Source organism: Winogradskyella vidalii (genome assembly GCF_013403955.1).
GTDB lineage: Bacteria > Bacteroidota > Bacteroidia > Flavobacteriales > Flavobacteriaceae > Winogradskyella > Winogradskyella vidalii.
On record NZ_JABFDG010000001.1, the window covers coordinates 1169916 to 1189436 of the forward strand.

Genomic DNA, 19521 nt, shown 5'->3' on the forward strand with positions numbered 1-19521 from the left:
CTTTATTTTCCTAATACCTAATACTGTTTCTAAATATTACCTTGGCACTTCAACCGATTGTACAATCATCTCTATAACGTTTTCTGTACTCATACCTTCCATCTCGCGTTCTGGTGTTAAGATAATACGGTGGTTAAGTACTGGATTTAATGCTTTTTTGACATCTTCTGGAATTACAAAATCGCGTCCATTAATAGCTGCAAATGCCTTTGCGGTATTTAAAATAGCAATCGAGGCTCTTGGTGATCCGCCAAGGTATAAGTGGGGGTGGTTTCTAGTTTTAGAAACAATTTCAGCGATGTATTTTATGATTTTTTCTTCAACAAGCACCGACTGTGTTTTGTTTTTATAATCGTCCAGTGATGCCGTATCTAAAATAGCATTAATTAAGGTTTGTGGTTTTTTACCTTTTCGCTCATGATGCGATGCAATGATTTGAATTTCGTCTTCTAAAGTTGGGTAATCGACTTTAATTTTAAAGATAAAACGGTCTAATTGCGCTTCTGGTAAGGCATAAGTACCTTCTTGTTCAATAGGGTTTTGGGTGGCTAAAACCATAAATGGCGTTTCAAACTTATAAGTCGTACCGTCAATAGTGGCTTGACGCTCTTCCATAGTTTCAAATAAAGCCGCTTGTGTTTTTGCGGGTGCTCTATTGATTTCGTCAATTAAAACAATATTAGAAAAAATAGGCCCTTTTTTAAATTCAAATTCCGATGTCTTCATATTTAAAACTGATGTTCCTAATACATCACTTGGCATTAAATCTGGTGTAAATTGAATACGGCTAAACTCTGTTTTTAAAACTTTGGCAAATAATTTTGCGGTGACAGTTTTTGCAATTCCAGGAACCCCTTCAATAAGTACATGGCCATCGGCTAATAAGGCTACAATTAGTAATTCTACAAAATTATCTTGTCCGATGATTACCTTTCTCAATTCGGCTTTAATACTTTCAACGGCATTTTTTAAATCTTCTAATTGAATTCTATTATCAAAATTTAAGTCGTTGTTTTCTAATTTGTTTTCTTCCATTGATTATGGGATTTAAATTGTTCTATTAAGGTATTGAGCCTTTCTAATTCGGTATGATTAATTTCTGTTTTTTGACCGATTTGTTTTATTAATTTGAATAAATTCTGAGTGTCTTCAACAGTATTATTACTTCGTGCTGCTAAATTTTTAATAAAGCTTGTGTTTATTTCTGCGGTTGAAAGATGCAAAGTGCTTCTTATATATTCTAAAAAATGATGGATTTTGTGTTGCGCGATATCTTTGTGCTTTCCGTTTTCATAATACATATCAGCAATTGTTCTCGTAAAATCTACAGTTTGATTTTTTAAAGGATTTATTATTGGTATGGCACGCTGTTTCCGTTTACCTTCAAAAATAATATAAATCAATGCGCCAAATAAGACCAAATAATAAGCCCATTTTAAAGACTCGGTATTTAAAAATAAATACATGGGTGAGGTGTAAAATGTTTTTCCTGTTTTGTAATAGGTGTCTGTATAAATGGGTTGGTTAGTATCTAAATAGGATAACAATCCGGCTGTATAATTTTGATTTGGGGATTGCAGCATAAAATAATTGCTAAATGCCTGCGGAAAAGTGGTGAGTATAATTTCACCTCTACCAAAAGGTTGTTTAACGCCAGAAACTAATGAGTCTTTAATTGTAACATCACCTTCGCTATAGTTATCAATTAACGCAATTACAGCGGTTTTTAAGGTGTCAATTTTATTAAAATAATAAAATGTAGTTGGTCTATCGTAATGGTAGGTTTTGTTGTTGTCTAATAAAGGGTTTACCAATTTTACGTGGTATTCTCTATCAATGTTATCAATTGTATTGATGGTTTTTGTGCTTAAGTTTAACGTGTCTAAAAGCTTAGCTTCAAAATTTACAGCAGATACCATAAGCGTATTTCCATGGTCTACCCAATCTAATAAACTATTTAACTCCTCTTTGCCGAAATCAATACCTCCATTATAAAAAAGGTAACTACCGCTAATGCTATCGTTTTTTAAATATTCAAAAGGTGGGCGCTCAACAGGAGTTACATTATTAGCGACTCGTTTTAATTGCTCGTGAAAAACATAGGATCCAAAAGGTATTTTGTGATGTATAGCATAAGACGGAAACCAATTAACCTGTTTAGGTTTGGTCATTTCTATAGCTACAATAGTTAAAATAGCTATGGTAAAAAGTACGATATATAGTTTACCTTTTTTACTCAATGCTTTATAATTGTATTGTTTAAATTTTCGAAAGGACGCTTTAAATTCTCAAATTTTAGCGCATCCACATTAAACTCTCCATACCAGACATAGTCGTATATTTTTGTGATATTTTTAAAGTCTATTTTTAGATGTTCCTTTTTAATTTCATTGATGTAATCTTCATTGGTTTTTTGTGGCTCCCAAGAAATAGAATCACTTTCTGTAAGATGTTTTAATGCAAGTAAGTAGTAATACCTAATAGCCAATCTGTAATTGTTTTGACTGATAGCTTCTTTAATTAACGCTGGAATATCTTCGTTTTTTATGATTTGTTCTTCTTCGGTAAAGGATATTGTACCTTCTTTTTTCGCTTTTGTAATAAGGTTGTTTGAATTAACTTTTAAGAAAAAACGAATTAAAAGAAATACTAAAACACCCAATAAGATATACGGTAGTACTCTAAGCATAAAAAAGGTAAAACCTTTAGCTGTGCCTACACCAAAAATAGCTTCCCAAAATTTTCGTAGTAAGTTCTGAAGCCAATTATAGATCTTGTCTAAAATGTTTTCTTCGGCAACAGCTTCTGCATAATTAAAATCGTCATCAGCTTTGTAGGATTCTAAATCTTTTTCTTCGATGCTTTGTTTTTCAATTTGCGTATCATCTAAAATTATAGAATGCTCGTTTTGTTGCGCTATTGAAAATTGCCCAAAACACAACCATAAAAAAAGCAATCTTAATACTAGCATCTAGTTTTCTGTGTTACCAATTTCGTTAATACGATCATAAGTCCCTGTATAATGTGTTTTTTCATGAAGGTGAAAGTAAATCATAGCACCAGCAACAACTAATATGAGATTTAATAAAAATTGAAAGAACGTATTAAGTACGTTTAGAAAAATTAAAATAGGATCTTGTGAAAAAGCACCTATTTGAACAGGATCCACTTCACCAGAAAAAATCCCCGTACTAATTAAAGTATAAATAACGGTTGGTACTGAGAATACCATACCGAGAATATAGTATATAATTCCGAAAACAATAAAAGCTCCAAAAGCCGTCCAGAAATCTATATTAACTAATTTAAAACTTTGACTAAAAGCATCTGATGTAGACATTTTAGGTTGAAAAACATATATACTAAATACAATAGCCATAGGAACCATGGCATATAGTACAGGCAAAACGCAAAGCATGGTTGCAATAATTATGGTTATACCTTTTAAAAAACTTAATCCAAAAAACGACCAAAAGGATTGATGTACATTGTTTTTTACTGCTATTGGGTCAACTACTCCTTTATGCTCTACATAGTCTTTAATGTAAAAAAGTGCGGCAGATACGCTAAAAATATAAGCTACAATAGCGGCAATTAAGTAGCAAATAGCCGTAACAGCAACAAGAATGATATTACTAGAACTATAATCGGGCTGTCCAAATGTTGAAAAATTAAACATATCTCCGGATACATAATTGTATGCGGCAAGTGTGGTCATAAAAATGATAATAGCTGGTCCGGCAATATTAAAAATGGTTTTAATGAATGGTTTAAATTCATTTCTAATAAATCCGAAGGTATCACTCAGTATACTACTGAAATCACGTTCTTTTCTAAATTCAATATAAGATTTGTTCATCGTTTAGTTAGCATTAGTATGCGTTAGTTTTATGGTGTTATTTAGGGATGTAGTTTGTTTTGATTTCCTATGTAATTGAATTGGGTAAATTACGTAGTAAAAAACGATAAGTGCAAGGGAACTTATAATAATAGTAATGGCAAGCCAATCTGGCATTTCGGTATGTCTGGTAACAAAGCCTTCTAAAAATCCGGCAATGATAAAAAATGGGATGGTACTCATTAATATTTTTAAGCCGTTAATAACGCCACGTTTAAAGGATTCAAGCCGCGGTAATGTTCCTGTAAATAAAATGCCATTTCCCATCACAAGTCCGGCACAACCCGCAATTATAATAACGGATATTTCTATAGTGCCGTGAATCCAAATGGTTCTCGCAGATTCCCATAACAAACCTTGTTCGTAGAAGAAATATTGAAAACTCCCTAGCATAATACCATTTTGCATCATAATATAAAGTGTACCAATACCCAACAATATACCATAACCAAAGGCCATTAGTGCTACTTTTATATTGTTTAGTGTAATGCCTAAAAACATATGAAACTCCCCTTGTTGTTTATAAACGCCCATGGGATCTCCTTTTTCTATGTTGTTTAACGTCATGTTTATATAGCCGTCTCCAAGAAAAGACCTTACAAAATCACCATCAGTAGCCGCAGAAAATGCGCCAACTATAACGAAGAGTGTAAATGTTAGAAAACAGATTAATAATTCACGATGATGTTGATAAAATAGTGTAGGGAATTCAGTTGTAAAAAAAGTTATAAGTCTATTTTTAGGTTCTTTTTTTGTTTTATAAATACTTTGGTGAGCTTTGGAAGCCAACTGGTTAAGATAGCGCTCTGTATTACTATTAGCATAAAAGGTTTTTGCGTAACTAAGATGGTCGGTTACTTCGATATAAAGGTCAGAAAGTAAATCGGGATCAATAAGTGTATTATTGGTAAGAATATTTTCAAATTCTAACCATTTATCTTTATTTTGCTTTACAAAAGCTGCCTCGCGCATTTTAATCCCTTTTAGACTTCCAAAGAAAAGAAAATATGGATGAATTTCAAATAGAAACAGCCCAAAATGTAGGGATAAATCAAAATGTTGCTAGTATCGGCGATAGAATGTTTGGCTACCTCATAGACAGTGCTGTTATTTTTCTATATACTTTAGGTGTCTTTTTGTTATTAACGACGTTGAATTTAGATATGGGGGATACTTGGGCGATTTATTTATTGGTGTCTTTGCCTGCATTTTTATATTATGTTTTGCTTGAAACGTTTATGAATGGTAAGACTGTAGGAAAAATGCTCATGAAAACTAGAGTCGTAAAATTAGATGGTTCCAAGCCTAGTTTTGCTAATTACTTTGTGCGATGGATTTTACGTATCATTGATGTAGTTTTAACAACGGGAGCAGGTGCAGCAATTACCATATTGTTTAAAGGAAATGGTCAGCGCATTGGTGATATCGCGGCAGGTACAACAGTAATAAGCGAAAAAGAAAAATTAACCATTAATCATACGTTAATTAAAGATATTCCTAACGATTATGTGCCTACCTATAGTCAAGTCACACTATTAAATGATGGTGATATGCAAACTATTAAAAACCTATATGATGAGGCCTTAAGAAATGGAAACCATAATATTATTCTAAATTTACACCAACGTTTAATAGCAATAATGGCTATAGAAACGACAGAGAAACCTGTGGTTTTTGTAGATAAAGTGATAAAAGACTATAACTATTATACGCAAAACATGTAAGTTGAGTATTTTACTTTTTTAGAAAAAGAAAGCCAATCATTCCTCATAACTGTAGAGGTTGTCATTCTAACATCAATTCAGAAGAAGTAAGTCCTAAATTTTTATTACATCACATCAAATTTTTCATGAAGGTTGTATATTGAAGATTCAAACCACTAATTTCAATCATTATAAAGTAAAAAGTTTCCGAATAACCACCGGAATGTAAAATCACGACACATTTATGTTTTTTCAATTTATAGATATATTAGGAACCATAGCTTTTGCCATTTCAGGGGCATTAATTGCTATGAAAAAGCAGATGGACTTATTTGGTGTGCTTATTATTGCTTTTGTTACTGCAGCTGGAGGAGGAACATTACGTGATGTTATGATTGGTGTTGAACCTGTATCATGGATGCGTAATATGACATTTGTCTATATTGTTATAGGATCTGCAACCTTTGCTGTGATATTTAGAAAACAGATTAGCTACTTGCTAAAATCACTTTTTTTATTCGATACCATTGGCATTGCGCTTTATACAGTTGTTGGTATTGAAACAGGTCTTGTGGCAGGTTTGCATCCTGTGGTTTGTATTGCTATGGGAACCATGACAGCCTGTTTTGGAGGTGTTTTAAGAGATATTTTATGTAATGAAATCCCTGTTGTTTTTAGAAAAGAAATCTATGCGACGGCCTGTATATTAGGAGGTTTTACTTATTTTATCCTATTACACTTTTTTAGTGATAAAAACATACTCTTTATAATAGCCGGTTTGGTGGTCATCGTTGTTCGGTTAGTAGCTGTGATATTTAAAATTAGTTTGCCAAGTATTTATAATAAAGAAGAACTTCAAGAAGATTCAGAGGAATAAATTATAGTACTTATTGGGTTTAGTTTAAGATATAAAGCAATGAAAATATTGAAATAAAAACCCAAAGTATAACAGCTAAGCTTAAGGGTTTTAGACCGGTCGCTTTTAAATCCGTTATAGATATTGTTGTTCCTACAAGAAATAAGGTAATAATTAATAAGCGTTTCGCGATTAGAACAATCGTACTTGTTGCAGATTCAGGTAAGATATGAAAACTGTTAATGAAAATAGCGGCAATAAATAGTATAATAAAGTAAGGGATTTTTACTTTTTGTCCTTTCGTTTTAAAAATAAAAATAGATAAAATAGAAAGTGGAATTATCCATAACGTTCTAGATAGTTTTACTGTTGTTGCAATTCTCAAAGCTTCATCGCCATAGCCTAATGCAGCACCCACAACCGAACTTGTATCGTGTATAGCTACTGCACACCATAATCCAAATTGTTCTTGTGTAAGGTTTAGGGCATGTCCAATAGTAGGAAAAATAAATAAGGCTAAAGAATTTAATAGAAAAACAATACCTAAAGCGATACTTATAGTTTTGCCTTTAGCTTTTATTACTGGGGATATTGCGGCTATGGCACTGCCTCCACAAATGGCCGTTCCTGAGGTTATTAGGTGTCCTAATTTTAAATCAATTTTCATTAACCGAGTTAGTATTAAACCTAGCGTTATGGTAAGAAATATAGAGAGTATAGTTAGGCTCATGCCATCCTTACTGGTTTCTAAGGTTTCTTTTAAAAGCATGCCGAAGCCCAGACCTACAACAGAAATTTTAAGAAAATAATTAATCGCTTTGTGACTGTATGCTTTAAACGGATTATTAAATAGAAGGGTATATCCAAATCCTAGTATTAAAGCTGTTGGACTGTTTATAAGTCCTGAAAAAGCTAAAACAACTATGAGAATGTATATTATTTTAGATAAGATGACTTTCATTTCTTTGCGTTTAACTTGAAACAAAAGTAGAACGAATTAATAACTTTTAAGCAAATCAATTTGTTATTTAGGATAACTAAAAGTTATAGTTTAGTCGAATATAATTTTCAAAATAATCAGCAGTATTCGATATAAATCCCGTTCTTTTCACAAAGTAAAACCAGCGCTCAAAACTTAAATCTTTGATATCTATAATTTTGAGTTTGTTAGTTGCTAAATCATCTGATATGGCATGAATAGATAATAGCGCATAATGATCCGAGTGGTATAAATAATTTTTTATCGCAGCGGTACTATTTAGAGAGACTACGCTATTTAATTTTTTGATTGTTGTATCTGCGAGGTGTTTTTCAATGATTTCACGAGTTCCAGAACCCCGCTCTCTTTCAATCATGGGAAGGTTTTGAAGCGTTTCTATTGAGATAATTCCCTTTTTGTGAGCACCGTTTTTACTATTGGTAACCAAAACAATTTCATCTTTGATAAATTGTTTAAACTGAAGCTTCTTGTTAGAAACACTACCTTCTGTAATTCCGAAATCTATGGTTTCATCAAGGATTAAATTTTCAATAGTTTCTGAATTATTACTGATGATATTAAACTTGGTTTGTGGAAATTGAACTCTAAATTTTGCAATCACTTTTGGGATTATATAATTTGATAAGGTGGTGCTGACACCAAAACTTATAAACTCAGGAAAGCGTTCATTTTTATGCAGAAACTGTTTTTCCATCTCATTATATATTGCCAATATTTTATTGGTGTAAATAAGAAATGATTTGCCTTCCGAAGTTAACTCAATGGCACTTCTTTTTCGGGTGAAAAATGTGGTATTATAGTCTTGTTCTAAATTCTTAATGGCTTTTGAAACTGCTGGCTGTGAAATATATAATTGTTCGGCAGCTTTTGTGAAACTAAGGTGCTTAGTAACAATTTTAAAGAGGTGTAATTTAGCTTTCATAGACTGGTTAACTACATTTATAAAATATAATTAAAAAATAATAGATTTTATTAGAACGATGTGTTTGTGTATGAATTTAGAGTTTAATGATTTTTTTAATAATTGTGTTGTAGTTTGTTGTGATATTTAAGAAATAAATACCTGCAGGAAAATTAAGCATACTATAAGTTTCTGAGGGTGAATATTGTTTTATTTGTCTTCCCTTAACGTCATACATGTCTACCGAAATGATATTTGTTTCACTTAAGCTTTCTATTATAAAATAGTTTGCTACAGGATTTGGATAAAGATTAATTTTAGAATGATTGAATTCACTTATACTTAAATTATTCTGAATAGTAGTGATTTCATCATTTGTAATTATTGGATAATTATAATCAAAATAAATACCAGCTATATTACTAATACTTTCACCTACATCTAAAGTTGGTAAACTTTGAATTTTAAATAATATATAGCCATCATTGTGTGCATCATTAAACGGTAATTCTATGTTTTCAAACACAAATTCTACTTCATCATCATTAAGTATTCTGGTATAAAAATCATGACTAGCACCTAAAGGGATTAATGACGAGATATCAAATTTTGTAATATCAATAAAATCTTTAACAACAACGTTTACTGCATTCGCTGTGCCTAAATTTTCAAAGCGTATTAAATAGTGAATAAATTGCCCAACTTGATCAGGTGTTATTGTTTTGCCTTCCAAGCAAGTTTTATCATTTGGGTCATATGAGTTTACAACGTCTTGTTTAAATTCTATAGTGTTGTCTGCTGGTGTCTCATCAGTAGCTGCTGAATTAATAGTGGCTGTAAAATTTAAAATATCACCATCATTTAATGGGAAATTGGAATCTGTAGGCGTGTTTAATGTCATGGTATATAGGACATCTCTACTTTCACATGGCATTAAGTCTTGGAAGTCCCATTGTAAACTGCCTGTAGTTTGTAAATTGGCCATCGGACTTGTGTCTAAAACAGCCATATAATCAGCATTAAAAGTAAGGTCTATAGTTCCTGAAAGTGTTGTATTACCTTTGTTTTTAAATACGATTTTATAGGCTGTATCAAATCCAGGACGAGCGACTTCAAGAGGTAGAATAACAATTTCTAAATCATTGTAAATACCATTTGGTGTAATGCAGAAATTTTGAGAGTACGGTGAGGTTTCTGATGGAAAATCTACAGTAATACTTGTCGGTGAAATATTGAAATAGTCAGGATTTTCAATTAGTGGACTAATAGTATGTGTACCAGCTTGAACGTTAATATTGTAGTTTCCTGTGTTATCAGATATTATGCTGCCACTAGTTGTACCATCAGTTATATTATATTTTAAGTTAGGAAATATAATATCTTCACTATCACAGCCATTGTTATTGCTGTCTAATTTTTGATAGCCACTAACCGTATAAAATTCGCCACCAGGAACAAAAGAGCAATAAGAATTTACATTATAAAAACTATTATATGCACCGTGATAATTAGCTAATTGTTCTATTTCATCATCATCTGCGCAAATGTATTGTAGATTAGGGCAAAAAGCACCATTGTAATTGTTACCAGATCCAAATTCTGCCTGAGTTGGTACACCATTTTTTTCATTTAAATAAATAAGTTCTGGATTGTCATTAAAATTGAAATATTCAATATGTTGGTTATTACTGATGTCTAAGCTTGTTAATTGATTATTCTGACAATTAAAACTTGTTAAATTTAAATTGTTGCTTACATCGATAGCTGTCAATTCATTATAACCACACCAAAATAAGGATAAGTTAATTAAATTACTTGTATCTAAAGTAGATAACTGATTGCTATTACATACCAGTTCTTCAAGCATTATGTTGTTACTGAGATCTAAGTCTGTAAATTGGTTGCCTGCACAAACTAAAAAGGTAAGGTTAGTATTGTTAGAAATATCGAGTGAACTGAGTAGATTACCGCTGCAACCTAATTCTATTAAATTACTATTATTGGTAATGTCTAATGTCGTTATTTCATTAGTGCTACAATAAAGGTATTCAATATTAGGATTTGGTGTTAAATTTGAAATTTGATTAAATTGACAGTTTAAAGTTATTAAATTGTTATTAGCTGATACATCAAGTTCAGTGAGTAAATTATTAGTAACGTAAAGCGTCTCTAGTTCTGGAAACACATCGGTGTCAATTGTTGTAATATCGTTATTTTCAATATTTAAGTATTTAAGATTTATAAAATATTGTAAGCCTTCTAGGTCACTTATTTTAATGTCATTACCTATGTTTCCGAGATATAAGCCTATAACTGCTTCGGCTTCTGAAATTTGAATTTCGCCATCACCATTGGTATCAACTTTAAATGAAAAGCCGCTACTACCATCATAATTGGCAATAAAGTCATTTACAACCATAGATTTAAAGCGATTGTCAGGAATGTTTACAGTTTGAGCTTGTAGACATAAAGTTGTTACTAATAAAAAGATAAGGTAAAATTGTTTCATGCGTTGTGCTTGCCTTTTGAAATAAATTAGTGCTGATTGGTAATTGAAAATAAAGATACTAATTATATCAAATTATGGTTAGATTAATGAAAATATGTTCATTAATTGAAACAAAGCCTATTAAGTTTTTAATAAATGTTGAAAACAACATAAACGACGTTATGTTTCCTTATGGAATTATCATAGTAACGTTTTGAAGTAATTGTCTAAATTTACGTAGTGTATTTAAAATTACAATTTGATTGTTGCAATAGGAAAGAAAGCTAAATATTTAATTACGCTTTTATCATATCTCTATATTCTTCAAAAAAGGCTTCAAATAAGCTCATGTTTTCATTAAAGAATTCCATTACAACGCGCCAAGTGTTTTTGTTATGGATAGATACTTTTTGTTCTAATGGTAAATAGATGCGTGATATTTCTTTACCGTTGTCTAAGAAGTATTCTTCTTCGTAAATCACATCAGGGAGGTAGTCACTTTTTAAAATATTTTTTAAAGCGGTAAGTTTTTCCCAACAATTAATACGGTTTTCTAAATCGTCTTCTAGGTCTAAAGCGATTAATGCCGACTTTGTATCGAAATGAAACTTAAAAGACACACCCTTTATTTTGGTATTATATAACAGCCACTTTCTTGGAAATGATTTTCCGAAGCTGGTCCAAAATTCTTGCTTAAGCTGTCTCGATTCTTCTTTTGAAAACAAAATGTTCTGTTTTTTTAGTCAATATTTATATAAAATAGGCAATTAAAATACCTAAACAAATCGCGAGGAGTTTAGATAAATTAAATTTATGACCCTCACCTGTTTCAAATAAAATGGTGGTAGAAATGTGTAAAAATATACCGATTACAACAGCATTAATCACATCGACATAATCAGTCATAAGTGTAGAGTGATTAGAAATAAAGGTTCCTAATGGCGTCATTGCCGCAAAAACAATTAAAAAGCTAATCATCTGCATTTTAGTGTAACTCGACTGTAATAAAAAGGTGGTGACTAATATAGCAATAGGAATTTTATGAATTAAAACGCCATAAACCATATCATTATGTTGGTGTATAGGGAAACCTTCTAAAAAACTATGAATACATAAGCTAATGAACAGTAGCCAAGGGAATTCGTTGCCATTTTTATGGATGTGTACATGGCCATGCTCAGCACCTTTAGAAAAGAATTCTAAAATAATTTGAAGCAAAATACCGCACATAATGTACAGGCCCGTGAGTTTAGCATCAATATGATGATATACCTCTGGTAATAAATCAAATAGTGTTAATGCCAATAAAAAAGCACCACTAAATGATAAAAGTAATTTGGTGTAAATTGATTTTTGCTTTTTGGTTAACAGCGCAATAACAACACCGATAATAACGGCAAGCAATGGTAATATATAGCTATTCATGAGTATTACTTAAAAATCATAATCATACGTTCTGAAGTTTCAGTGTGGTATTTGCGCAGTTTGTAATCGCCAAATACATCTAACAAATGTACGCCTGCTTTTTCAAAAAGATTTTCAAAATCTTGTAGCGTAAAGGCTTTTACACGTTCTTGAAATTCAAATTGTTGGCCATCAGCTTCAAAGCTTATGTCTTTGATAATATAGCCTTCATTAACGTAGCGTTTTTGATGAAAATCAATCCCTTCAACAGTTTTAGTGTCCTTATCAACTAAATTTTTAATAACATGGTTACTGTTCATAAAATCAATAACACCAATACCATATTCGTTCAATTCTGCTTTAATCGCTTCAATAGTTTTAAGGTTACAGTTCTCATCTTCAAAATAACCAAAACTTGTAAATAGGTTAAAAACCGCATCAAAAGTGTTGGGATGATAAGGTTCTGTCATATCATGAACTTCAAACTTTAAAGACGGGTTTTCAAATTGTTTAGCGTGTTCAATACTGTGTTCCGATAAATCTACACCTGTAACTTTATAGCCTAAAGAGTTTAAATACACAGAATGTCTCCCTTTTCCACAGGCTAAATCTAAAATTTCACCATGCTCGGGCACATTTAGATAATTAGTAAGATTATCCATAAACATTTGAGCTTCGGTATAATCTCTGTCTTTGTATAAAATGTGGTAGTAAGGCGTGTCAAACCATGAGGCATACCATTGTTGGGTTGATTTTGTCATATTTATCTCTTACGAAACTAAGCGTATTTTTTAATAAAACAATAGTCGATATAAAGATTACAAAGCTTCTGGAGCTCTCATATTTTAAAATAAAATAACCAGAATTTAGTACTTGAGTTTTGTAATCACACCAGCTATTAATGTTTTAGGATGTCATGCTACAAAAATACTGTATTTTTGCATTTTATTTGACGGAACTTATGGACAATAATTACAAGATGTTAGCCAAGACTTTATTTGGCTTTGAAGATATTTTAGCAAAAGAACTTACACAACTCGGTGCCATGCAAGTGGAAAAAGGGGTTAGAAATGTAAGTTTTGTAGGAGATAAAGGCTTTATGTACAAGGCTAACCTTGGGATTAGAACAGCTATTAAAATTTTAAAACCTATTCATTCTTTTAGAGTCACGCGAGAAGAAGACCTTTACAAACAAGTAAAGAAGATGAAGTGGGAAGATTACCTAAAACCTACAGGTTCTTTAGCTGTTGATGCCACAGTACACAACAGCGTGTTTACGCATTCGCAATACACGGCTTTAAAAACGAAGGATGCTATTGTAGACCGTTTTAGAGAAAATGGTGGTGTGCGTCCTGATGTTGATTTGCGTTTCCCTGATTTAAAAATTAATGTGCATATTGACCGTCAACGCTGTACTATTTCTTTAGATACTTCAGGAGAATCCTTGCATAGACGAGGTTACAAAACCGCCACTAACATTGCGCCAATTAACGAAGTATTAGCAGCAGGTTTAATTATGATGAGCGGTTGGGATGGTCAAACCGATTTTATGGACCCTATGTGCGGTAGTGGAACGATGTTAGCGGAGGCTGCCATGATTGCTTGTAATATTCCGCCAAATTTAATGCGTAAGGAATTTGCCTTTGAACGTTGGACGGATTGGGATGTAGATTTATTTGAGAAAATTGAAGAATCACTCTTAAAGAAAACTCGCGATTTCCATCATAAAATATTAGGCTATGATAAGTCGCCTTCTGCAGTGGCTAAGGCTAAAGAAAATATGAAAAATGCACATTTAGATGAATTTGTTCATATTCAGCATGAAGATTTCTTTAAAACCCAAAAATCAGGAAACGAAAGGCTTCATATGGTTTTTAATCCACCGTATGGTGAACGTTTAGAAAATTTGAATGTTGAAGAATTTTATGGCAATATAGGTTCGACATTAAAGCATGGTTATCCCGGAACGCATGCGTGGTTAATTACCTCTAATCTTGAAGCGTTAAAATCGGTAGGCTTACGTCCATCTCGAAAAATAAAAGTGTTTAATGCGAAGCTTGAAGCGCGATTGGTAAAGTACGAAATGTATGAAGGGAGCAGAAAAGCTAGTAAACAGTAAGTATTAGGTTGGATTGTAGTCTCAGTTTTATTCTAAGTTAGCAGTCACAGTCTCAGTTTTCAGAAGTTTGAGTATTGGTGATTAGTATTGACTTTTATAAATGTTGTTTTTTTCTCAGAGAACTTCTGCGGCGCTTTGTGGACCTCAGTGTAATTTAGGTATTAGTGTGAGAATTCGTGATAGAAATTTTTATATTTTCTTCACGCGAAGTCGCAAAGGCGTAAAGTTTTATTTCGTTACGGTTATGTGCTGATTTGTGGAATTTGTATTTTTTTTGTCTCCGTGTAATTGAGAAACTTGTCTCTCTTTTTTATGAATCTAAACCTAATTCTTCCAGTTGCATCGTGTAATCATATTGCAAATCTTCATGTAAAACCATAATCTTTTTCTTAATAGAGAGAATTTGACGCTCGTAAAGATTACTTAAAGTTGTATTTCTGTGAATCGAAGGTTTTAATTCATTCAAACGTTCACAAAAGTAGAGTAGGAGTTCTACCTCTGTTGTTTTCTTCAGAGAATAGCGACTGTACACTCTAATTTGTCTTAAAATCTTCCGAATCGTTTTCTTCATATAGAAGTAACTATCGGTATTTATACCTTCGAATAATTCATCTAAAGTTAATTTTACGCTAGCTATATAACCATCTTCATCGTGAGCTTCAAATAACAAATAGGTAAGTAGTGCTTTGTTTTCTTTTTTGAATTTCCCTAAGCGCAAACACAACTCTAAGAGTTCTTCTTGTGGTAAGTGTTTTAATTCTTTTTTTATGGTAACAATAGATTCAATCTTCATGTCATAAAATTACTGCTAAAAAAATAGAAGGCAAAAATGCGTTCTTATTATTTGTGGTTTAATCCGCTTTAAGTTTGCGTATAGACTTATGCTTAATGTTTTCTAAATCTTTAGTTTCGTAAGGAATCTTTTTTAAGATATATTCAAAAGCTGTAATTCTGGCATTTGTTTTACGGTTGGCTTTAATGATTTTCCAAGGTGCTGAAAGCTGCGTTTTTTCAAACATCACTTCTTTATATTTGGTATAGTCATCCCAAAGTGATAAAGCGCGCTTATCCACGTCGCTATATTTCCATTTTTTTATTGGTGTACTAACTATATCCTTAAAACGCCGTTGTTGTTCATTTTTAGTAATAGAGAAATAAAGTTTAAGTAGATAAATACCCGAATCTTGTATCATTTTTTCAAACTCATTCACTTGTCCCATAAATGTTTCATATTGTTTTTGGGTACAAAATCCATTGACGGGTTCAACAACGGCTCTGTTATACCAGCTTCTATCAAAAAACACAATTTCTCCTTCGTTGGGGAGTTGATTAATATAACGCTGAAAATACCATTGTCCTACTTCGGTTTCATTAGGTTTTGGTAAAGCTACTACACGAATAGCACGAGGCGGTAAATGCTGAATGATACGTCTTATGGCACCACCTTTTCCGGCAGCATCACGTCCTTCAAAAAGAATAATTACTTTTTTATTTTTTTTTGCTACCCATTGTTGAAGAATAAGCATCTCTTCTTGAAGTTTTTCGAGACGTTTTTCATATTTAATGGTATTGAGGGTTTTATCTATATTAAGGTTTTTTTGACGCAATAAGGCCTCAATCCCTTTTTTTGTATTTAGAAGATTTAAATTTTTTTCTGTCATAATTAAGAGCGGGATTTTATTATTTGTCTAACTGAACGGTGTTTCTAAAGTAGCGTTGCACAATATTAGGATCTGGTAATAAAGCTTTGCAATTGCTTCCTTTATTGTCATAATCAAATAAGCTTAAAACATATTTAATACTTTCTAAACGCGCTCGTTTTTTATCATTAGATTTTATAACCACCCAAGGACTAAAAGCATTATGAGTTCTTGAAAACATTTGGTTTTTATAGTTTGTAAATTCGTCCCAGAGCTCTTGGCCTTTTTCATCTACAGGGCTAAATTTCCATTTTTTGAGAGAACTTTTTAAACGCTTTTCAAATCGGCGTTGCTGCTCTTCTTTAGAGACAGAAAACCAAAACTTAATAATTGTGGTATCCGACTCATAAAGCATATGTTCAAATTCGGGTACCTGAATCATAAAGCGCTTGTATTGTTCTTCTGTACAAAAACCCATTACAGGTTCTACAACAGCTCTGTTGTACCAACTTCTATCAAAAAAAACAATTTCACCTGCATTTGGTATTTCTTTGATATAGCGATTAAAATACCACTGTTTTTTTTCTATTTCTGTAGGTTTGTTTAAGGCAACAATGCGCCTTGCTCTAGGGTTCAGATGTTCTGTAAAACGTTTAATTGTGCCTCCTTTTCCAGAAGCATCTCTACCTTCAAAAATGATAGCTATTTTTTTGTTTTCTTTTTGTACCCAACGTTGAAAATCTACAAGTTCTGCTTGTAAAGGCAGTAGTTCTTGTTCGTAATAGTACTTTTCTAGTGCAACTTGAAATGCGGGGGTTTCGTCTTTATGCTGTTTAATATAATTGACTAAATCGGCCTTTCTTTTAAAGGTCTTTAAAATCTCCTCTGTAAGCATATAATATTGGTTGTGATTGGTTGTAAAAATTATAAATATAGAAGTAAATATGTTATTCTTAAAAATATGCACAAAAAAACCTTCCTTTAATTCAAAAAGGAAGGTCATTTTTATAATTATAAATTGTTTGAACTTGACTATCTTAACTTCGGATAATCTGCAGGACTCAACTCGTGCATTACTTCATAAATTGCTTCAAAAATATCTTCTACAGATGGTTTAGAAAAGTAATCACCATCAGTACCATATGCTGGGCGGTGAGGCTTGGCAGCTAAAGTTGTAGGTTTACTATCTAAATGTTCAAAGGCATTTTGCTCATTTAATATTTGATCTAAAATATAAGCCGACGCTCCTCCTTTTACATCTTCATCAATCACCATAACACGATTGGTTTTAGCAATACTCTTTACGATATCGTGATTTAAGTCAAAAGGTAATAACGACTGTACATCAATAATTTCGGCATCAATTCCTACTTCTTGTAATTCTTTTGCTGCTTGTTCTACCAAACGTAGTGTAGATCCATATGAAACTAAAGTGATATCTTCTCCCTCTCTGATTGTCTCAACAACACCAAGAGGCGTTTTAAATTCACCGATGTTGTTAGGTAACTTTTCTTTTAGTCTGTAGCCATTTAAACATTCAACAACTAAAGCAGGTTCATCACTTGCTAATAAGGTGTTGTAAAAACCAGCAGCCTTAGTCATATTTCTAGGTACGAGTACATTAATTCCTCTAACAAGGTTTAGAATACCCCCCATTTGTGAGCCCGAATGCCAAATACCTTCTAAGCGGTGGCCACGTGTTCTAACGATTAATGGCGCTTTTTGGCGGCCTTTAGTTCGGTACAATACGGTAGCTAAATCATCACTCATAATTTGAATCGCATACATAATGTAGTCTAAATACTGAATCTCAGCAATAGGACGTAAACCACGCATGGCCATACCAATACCTTGACCAATAATGGTTGCTTCTCTAATACCGGTATCCGAAACTCTAAGTTCGCCATGCTTTTCTTGAAGACCTTCTAATCCTTGGTTAACATCGCCAATATAACCGGCGTCTTCTCCAAAAATAAGAGCTTCAGGATAGTTGCTGAAAATAGCATCGAAATTTTCTCTTAAAACCACACGACCATCAACTTCTTTTGAGTTGGTGTCATAGGTTGGTAAAACTTCAGATTGGTTTAAGGCACTATAAGGTGATTCACTATATAAATGTGAACTGTATTTAGGTTGAATTTCAGCTAAATAATTGTTAATCCAATTTTGAAGCGCGACCTTTTCCGAAGAAGCTTCTGAAACGACATAGCGCAAAGCTTTACGAGCTGTAGATAATATATCGCGGCGTAAAGGTTCGTCTTGATGTTCTAAATCATTTTTTAGTTTTTGAATAAAAACGCCATTTGAACTCGATTCAGCTAGCTGAGTTAATAAATGAGATACTTGTTTTCCTTCTGCTGAAATAGGGTTAATAAATGAAGACCAAGCGGCTTTTTTACCTGCTCTAACTTCTTTTTTAATATGGCGTTCTAGAGTAACTAATTCTTCGTTTGTAGCAATGTTATTTTCAATAAGCCATTTACGCATTTGTGCGTTACAATCGTATTCAGCTTCCCAGGCTAATCGCTCTTGGTTTTTATAACGCTCATGTGACCCTGAAGTTGAATGTCCTTGTGGTTGGGTTAATTCTTGTACATGAATCATTACTGGTATGTGTTCTTTTCTTGAAACCTTAGCAGCTCGTTGATAAGTATCCATTAATTCAGGATAATTCCAACCATCAACTCTGAAGATTTCGTAACCTTTATTCTCTTCGTCACGCTGAAACCCTTTTAATATTTCAGAAATATTTTCTTTAGTCGTTTGGTGTTTCGCATGAACAGAAATACCGTATTGATCATCCCAAATACTAATGACCATAGGGACTTGTAAAACACCAGCGGCGTTTATGGTTTCAAAAAATAAACCTTCACTTGTACTTGCGTTTCCTATAGTTCCCCAAGCAATTTCATTTCCATTTTTAGAAAATTTAGTCGTATCAATGCCTTCTACTTGTCTGTATATTTTAGACGCTTGTGCTAAGCCTAAAAGTCGTGGCATTTGACCAGCAGTAGGTGAAATATCTGAACTTGAATTTTTTTGTTCGGTAAGATTGTTCCAATTGCCATTAGCATCTACACTATGAGTCGTAAAATGACCGCCCATTTGTCTTCCGGCAGACATTGGTTCTTCTTCTAAATTAGTATTAGCGTATAAACCTGCAAAAAATTGCTCAATGGTTAACTCGCCAATAGCCATCATAAAGGTTTGGTCTCTGTAGTAACCCGATCTAAAATCACCATTTTCAAAGGCTTTGGCCCATGCGATTTGTGGTATTTCTTTTCCGTCACCAAAAATTCCGAATTTAGCTTTTCCTGTCAATACTTCCCTGCGTCCCAGTAAGCTACACTCTCTACTCGTTACAGCAAGTTTATAGTCATTTAGAACCTCGGCTTTAAAATCTTCGAAAGTAATCTCTGTTTTAGTGTTAGGGTTCGTCTTCATTTAGTCGCTTTTTAGACTTGCAAAAGTACAAAAAATTAAGGCTCATTCCAATAGTGTAGGCTATTAAA

18 protein-coding genes are annotated in these 19521 nt (G+C 32.7%); 3 read left to right on the top strand and 15 right to left on the bottom strand.

Annotated features, from left to right (window positions below; all coding sequences use genetic code 11):
• Window positions 1-36: 36 nt before the first annotated feature.
• Genes HM982_RS04960 through HM982_RS04980 form a run of 5 tightly spaced genes read right to left on the bottom strand, consistent with a single transcriptional unit; the run spans window position 37 to window position 4870 of the window.
• A complete protein-coding gene (locus HM982_RS04960) occupies window positions 37-1035 on the bottom strand; it encodes an AAA family ATPase (RefSeq protein ID WP_179352003.1) in 999 nt (332 codons plus the stop codon).
• Window positions 1017-2240, bottom strand: coding sequence for a DUF4350 domain-containing protein (locus HM982_RS04965; protein WP_179352004.1), 1224 nt, complete (start codon window positions 2238-2240; stop codon window positions 1017-1019). Before HM982_RS04965 ends, HM982_RS04960 begins: the two co-directional genes overlap by 19 nt.
• Window positions 2237-2971 carry a DUF4129 domain-containing protein gene (locus HM982_RS04970; RefSeq protein ID WP_179352005.1) on the bottom strand — a complete coding sequence of 245 codons (735 nt, stop codon included), beginning with the start codon at window positions 2969-2971 and terminating at the stop codon, window positions 2237-2239. The genes HM982_RS04965 and HM982_RS04970 overlap by 4 nt, the downstream gene beginning before the upstream one ends.
• Window positions 2972-3859, bottom strand: a complete 888-nt coding sequence (locus HM982_RS04975; protein ID WP_179352006.1) for a hypothetical protein — start codon at window positions 3857-3859, stop codon at window positions 2972-2974.
• Window positions 3860-3862: 3 nt separating this feature from the next.
• The gene (locus HM982_RS04980) at window positions 3863-4870 is read right to left on the bottom strand and encodes a stage II sporulation protein M (RefSeq protein WP_179352007.1); all 1008 of its coding nucleotides are present in this window, start codon (window positions 4868-4870) and stop codon (window positions 3863-3865) included.
• Window positions 4871-4905: 35 nt separating this feature from the next.
• On the opposite strand from HM982_RS04980, the gene HM982_RS04985 reads away from it, so the two are divergent.
• Window positions 4906-5622: an RDD family protein gene (locus HM982_RS04985; protein WP_179352008.1), complete on the top strand. Its 717-nt coding sequence runs from the start codon at window positions 4906-4908 to the stop codon at window positions 5620-5622.
• Window positions 5623-5845: 223 nt separating this feature from the next.
• Window positions 5846-6478, top strand: coding sequence for a trimeric intracellular cation channel family protein (locus HM982_RS04990; RefSeq protein ID WP_179352009.1), 633 nt, complete (start codon window positions 5846-5848; stop codon window positions 6476-6478).
• A 19-nt stretch (window positions 6479-6497) separates the two neighbouring features.
• Here the strand turns inward: HM982_RS04990 and HM982_RS04995 are convergent, their stop codons facing one another.
• From HM982_RS04995 to HM982_RS05020, 6 genes are all read right to left on the bottom strand, one after another.
• Entirely contained in the window at window positions 6498-7418 is a 921-nt protein-coding gene (locus HM982_RS04995; protein WP_179352010.1) for a YeiH family protein, read from the bottom strand.
• 76 nt (window positions 7419-7494) lie between these two features.
• Window positions 7495-8379 (bottom strand): LysR family transcriptional regulator, encoded by an 885-nt coding sequence (locus tag HM982_RS05000; RefSeq protein ID WP_179352011.1) that lies wholly within the window; start codon window positions 8377-8379, stop codon window positions 7495-7497.
• A 76-nt stretch (window positions 8380-8455) separates the two neighbouring features.
• Window positions 8456-10867: a DUF7619 domain-containing protein gene (locus tag HM982_RS05005; protein ID WP_179352012.1), complete on the bottom strand. Its 2412-nt coding sequence runs from the start codon at window positions 10865-10867 to the stop codon at window positions 8456-8458.
• A 275-nt stretch (window positions 10868-11142) separates the two neighbouring features.
• Window positions 11143-11571 (bottom strand): DUF4268 domain-containing protein, encoded by a 429-nt coding sequence (locus HM982_RS05010; protein ID WP_179352013.1) that lies wholly within the window; start codon window positions 11569-11571, stop codon window positions 11143-11145.
• A gap of 25 nt (window positions 11572-11596) precedes the next feature.
• Complete coding sequence (locus tag HM982_RS05015) at window positions 11597-12271, bottom strand: ZIP family metal transporter (RefSeq protein ID WP_179352014.1); 675 nt, start codon at window positions 12269-12271, stop codon at window positions 11597-11599.
• A 5-nt stretch (window positions 12272-12276) separates the two neighbouring features.
• Window positions 12277-13011 carry a class I SAM-dependent methyltransferase gene (locus tag HM982_RS05020; protein WP_179352015.1) on the bottom strand — a complete coding sequence of 245 codons (735 nt, stop codon included), beginning with the start codon at window positions 13009-13011 and terminating at the stop codon, window positions 12277-12279.
• Window positions 13012-13211: 200 nt separating this feature from the next.
• Here HM982_RS05020 and HM982_RS05025 point away from each other — a divergent pair, with 200 nt between their 5' ends.
• Entirely contained in the window at window positions 13212-14369 is a 1158-nt protein-coding gene (locus HM982_RS05025; RefSeq protein ID WP_179352016.1) for a THUMP domain-containing class I SAM-dependent RNA methyltransferase, read from the top strand.
• 310 nt (window positions 14370-14679) lie between these two features.
• On the opposite strand, the gene HM982_RS05030 is transcribed toward HM982_RS05025, so the two are convergent.
• The 4 genes from HM982_RS05030 to HM982_RS05045 all read right to left on the bottom strand — a co-directional run bounded on the left by HM982_RS05030 (window position 14680) and on the right by HM982_RS05045 (window position 19453).
• Complete coding sequence (locus HM982_RS05030; protein WP_179352017.1) at window positions 14680-15162, bottom strand: hypothetical protein; 483 nt, start codon at window positions 15160-15162, stop codon at window positions 14680-14682.
• A 58-nt stretch (window positions 15163-15220) separates the two neighbouring features.
• Window positions 15221-16030: a polyphosphate kinase 2 gene (ppk2, locus tag HM982_RS05035; RefSeq protein WP_179352018.1), complete on the bottom strand. Its 810-nt coding sequence runs from the start codon at window positions 16028-16030 to the stop codon at window positions 15221-15223.
• A gap of 19 nt (window positions 16031-16049) precedes the next feature.
• On the bottom strand, window positions 16050-16904 hold the full coding sequence (gene ppk2 / locus HM982_RS05040; protein ID WP_179352376.1) for a polyphosphate kinase 2: 855 nt from the start codon (window positions 16902-16904) through the stop codon (window positions 16050-16052).
• Between the two features lie 137 nt (window positions 16905-17041).
• Window positions 17042-19453, bottom strand: coding sequence for an alpha-ketoacid dehydrogenase subunit alpha/beta (locus HM982_RS05045; RefSeq protein ID WP_179352019.1), 2412 nt, complete (start codon window positions 19451-19453; stop codon window positions 17042-17044).
• Window positions 19454-19521 lie beyond the last annotated feature (68 nt).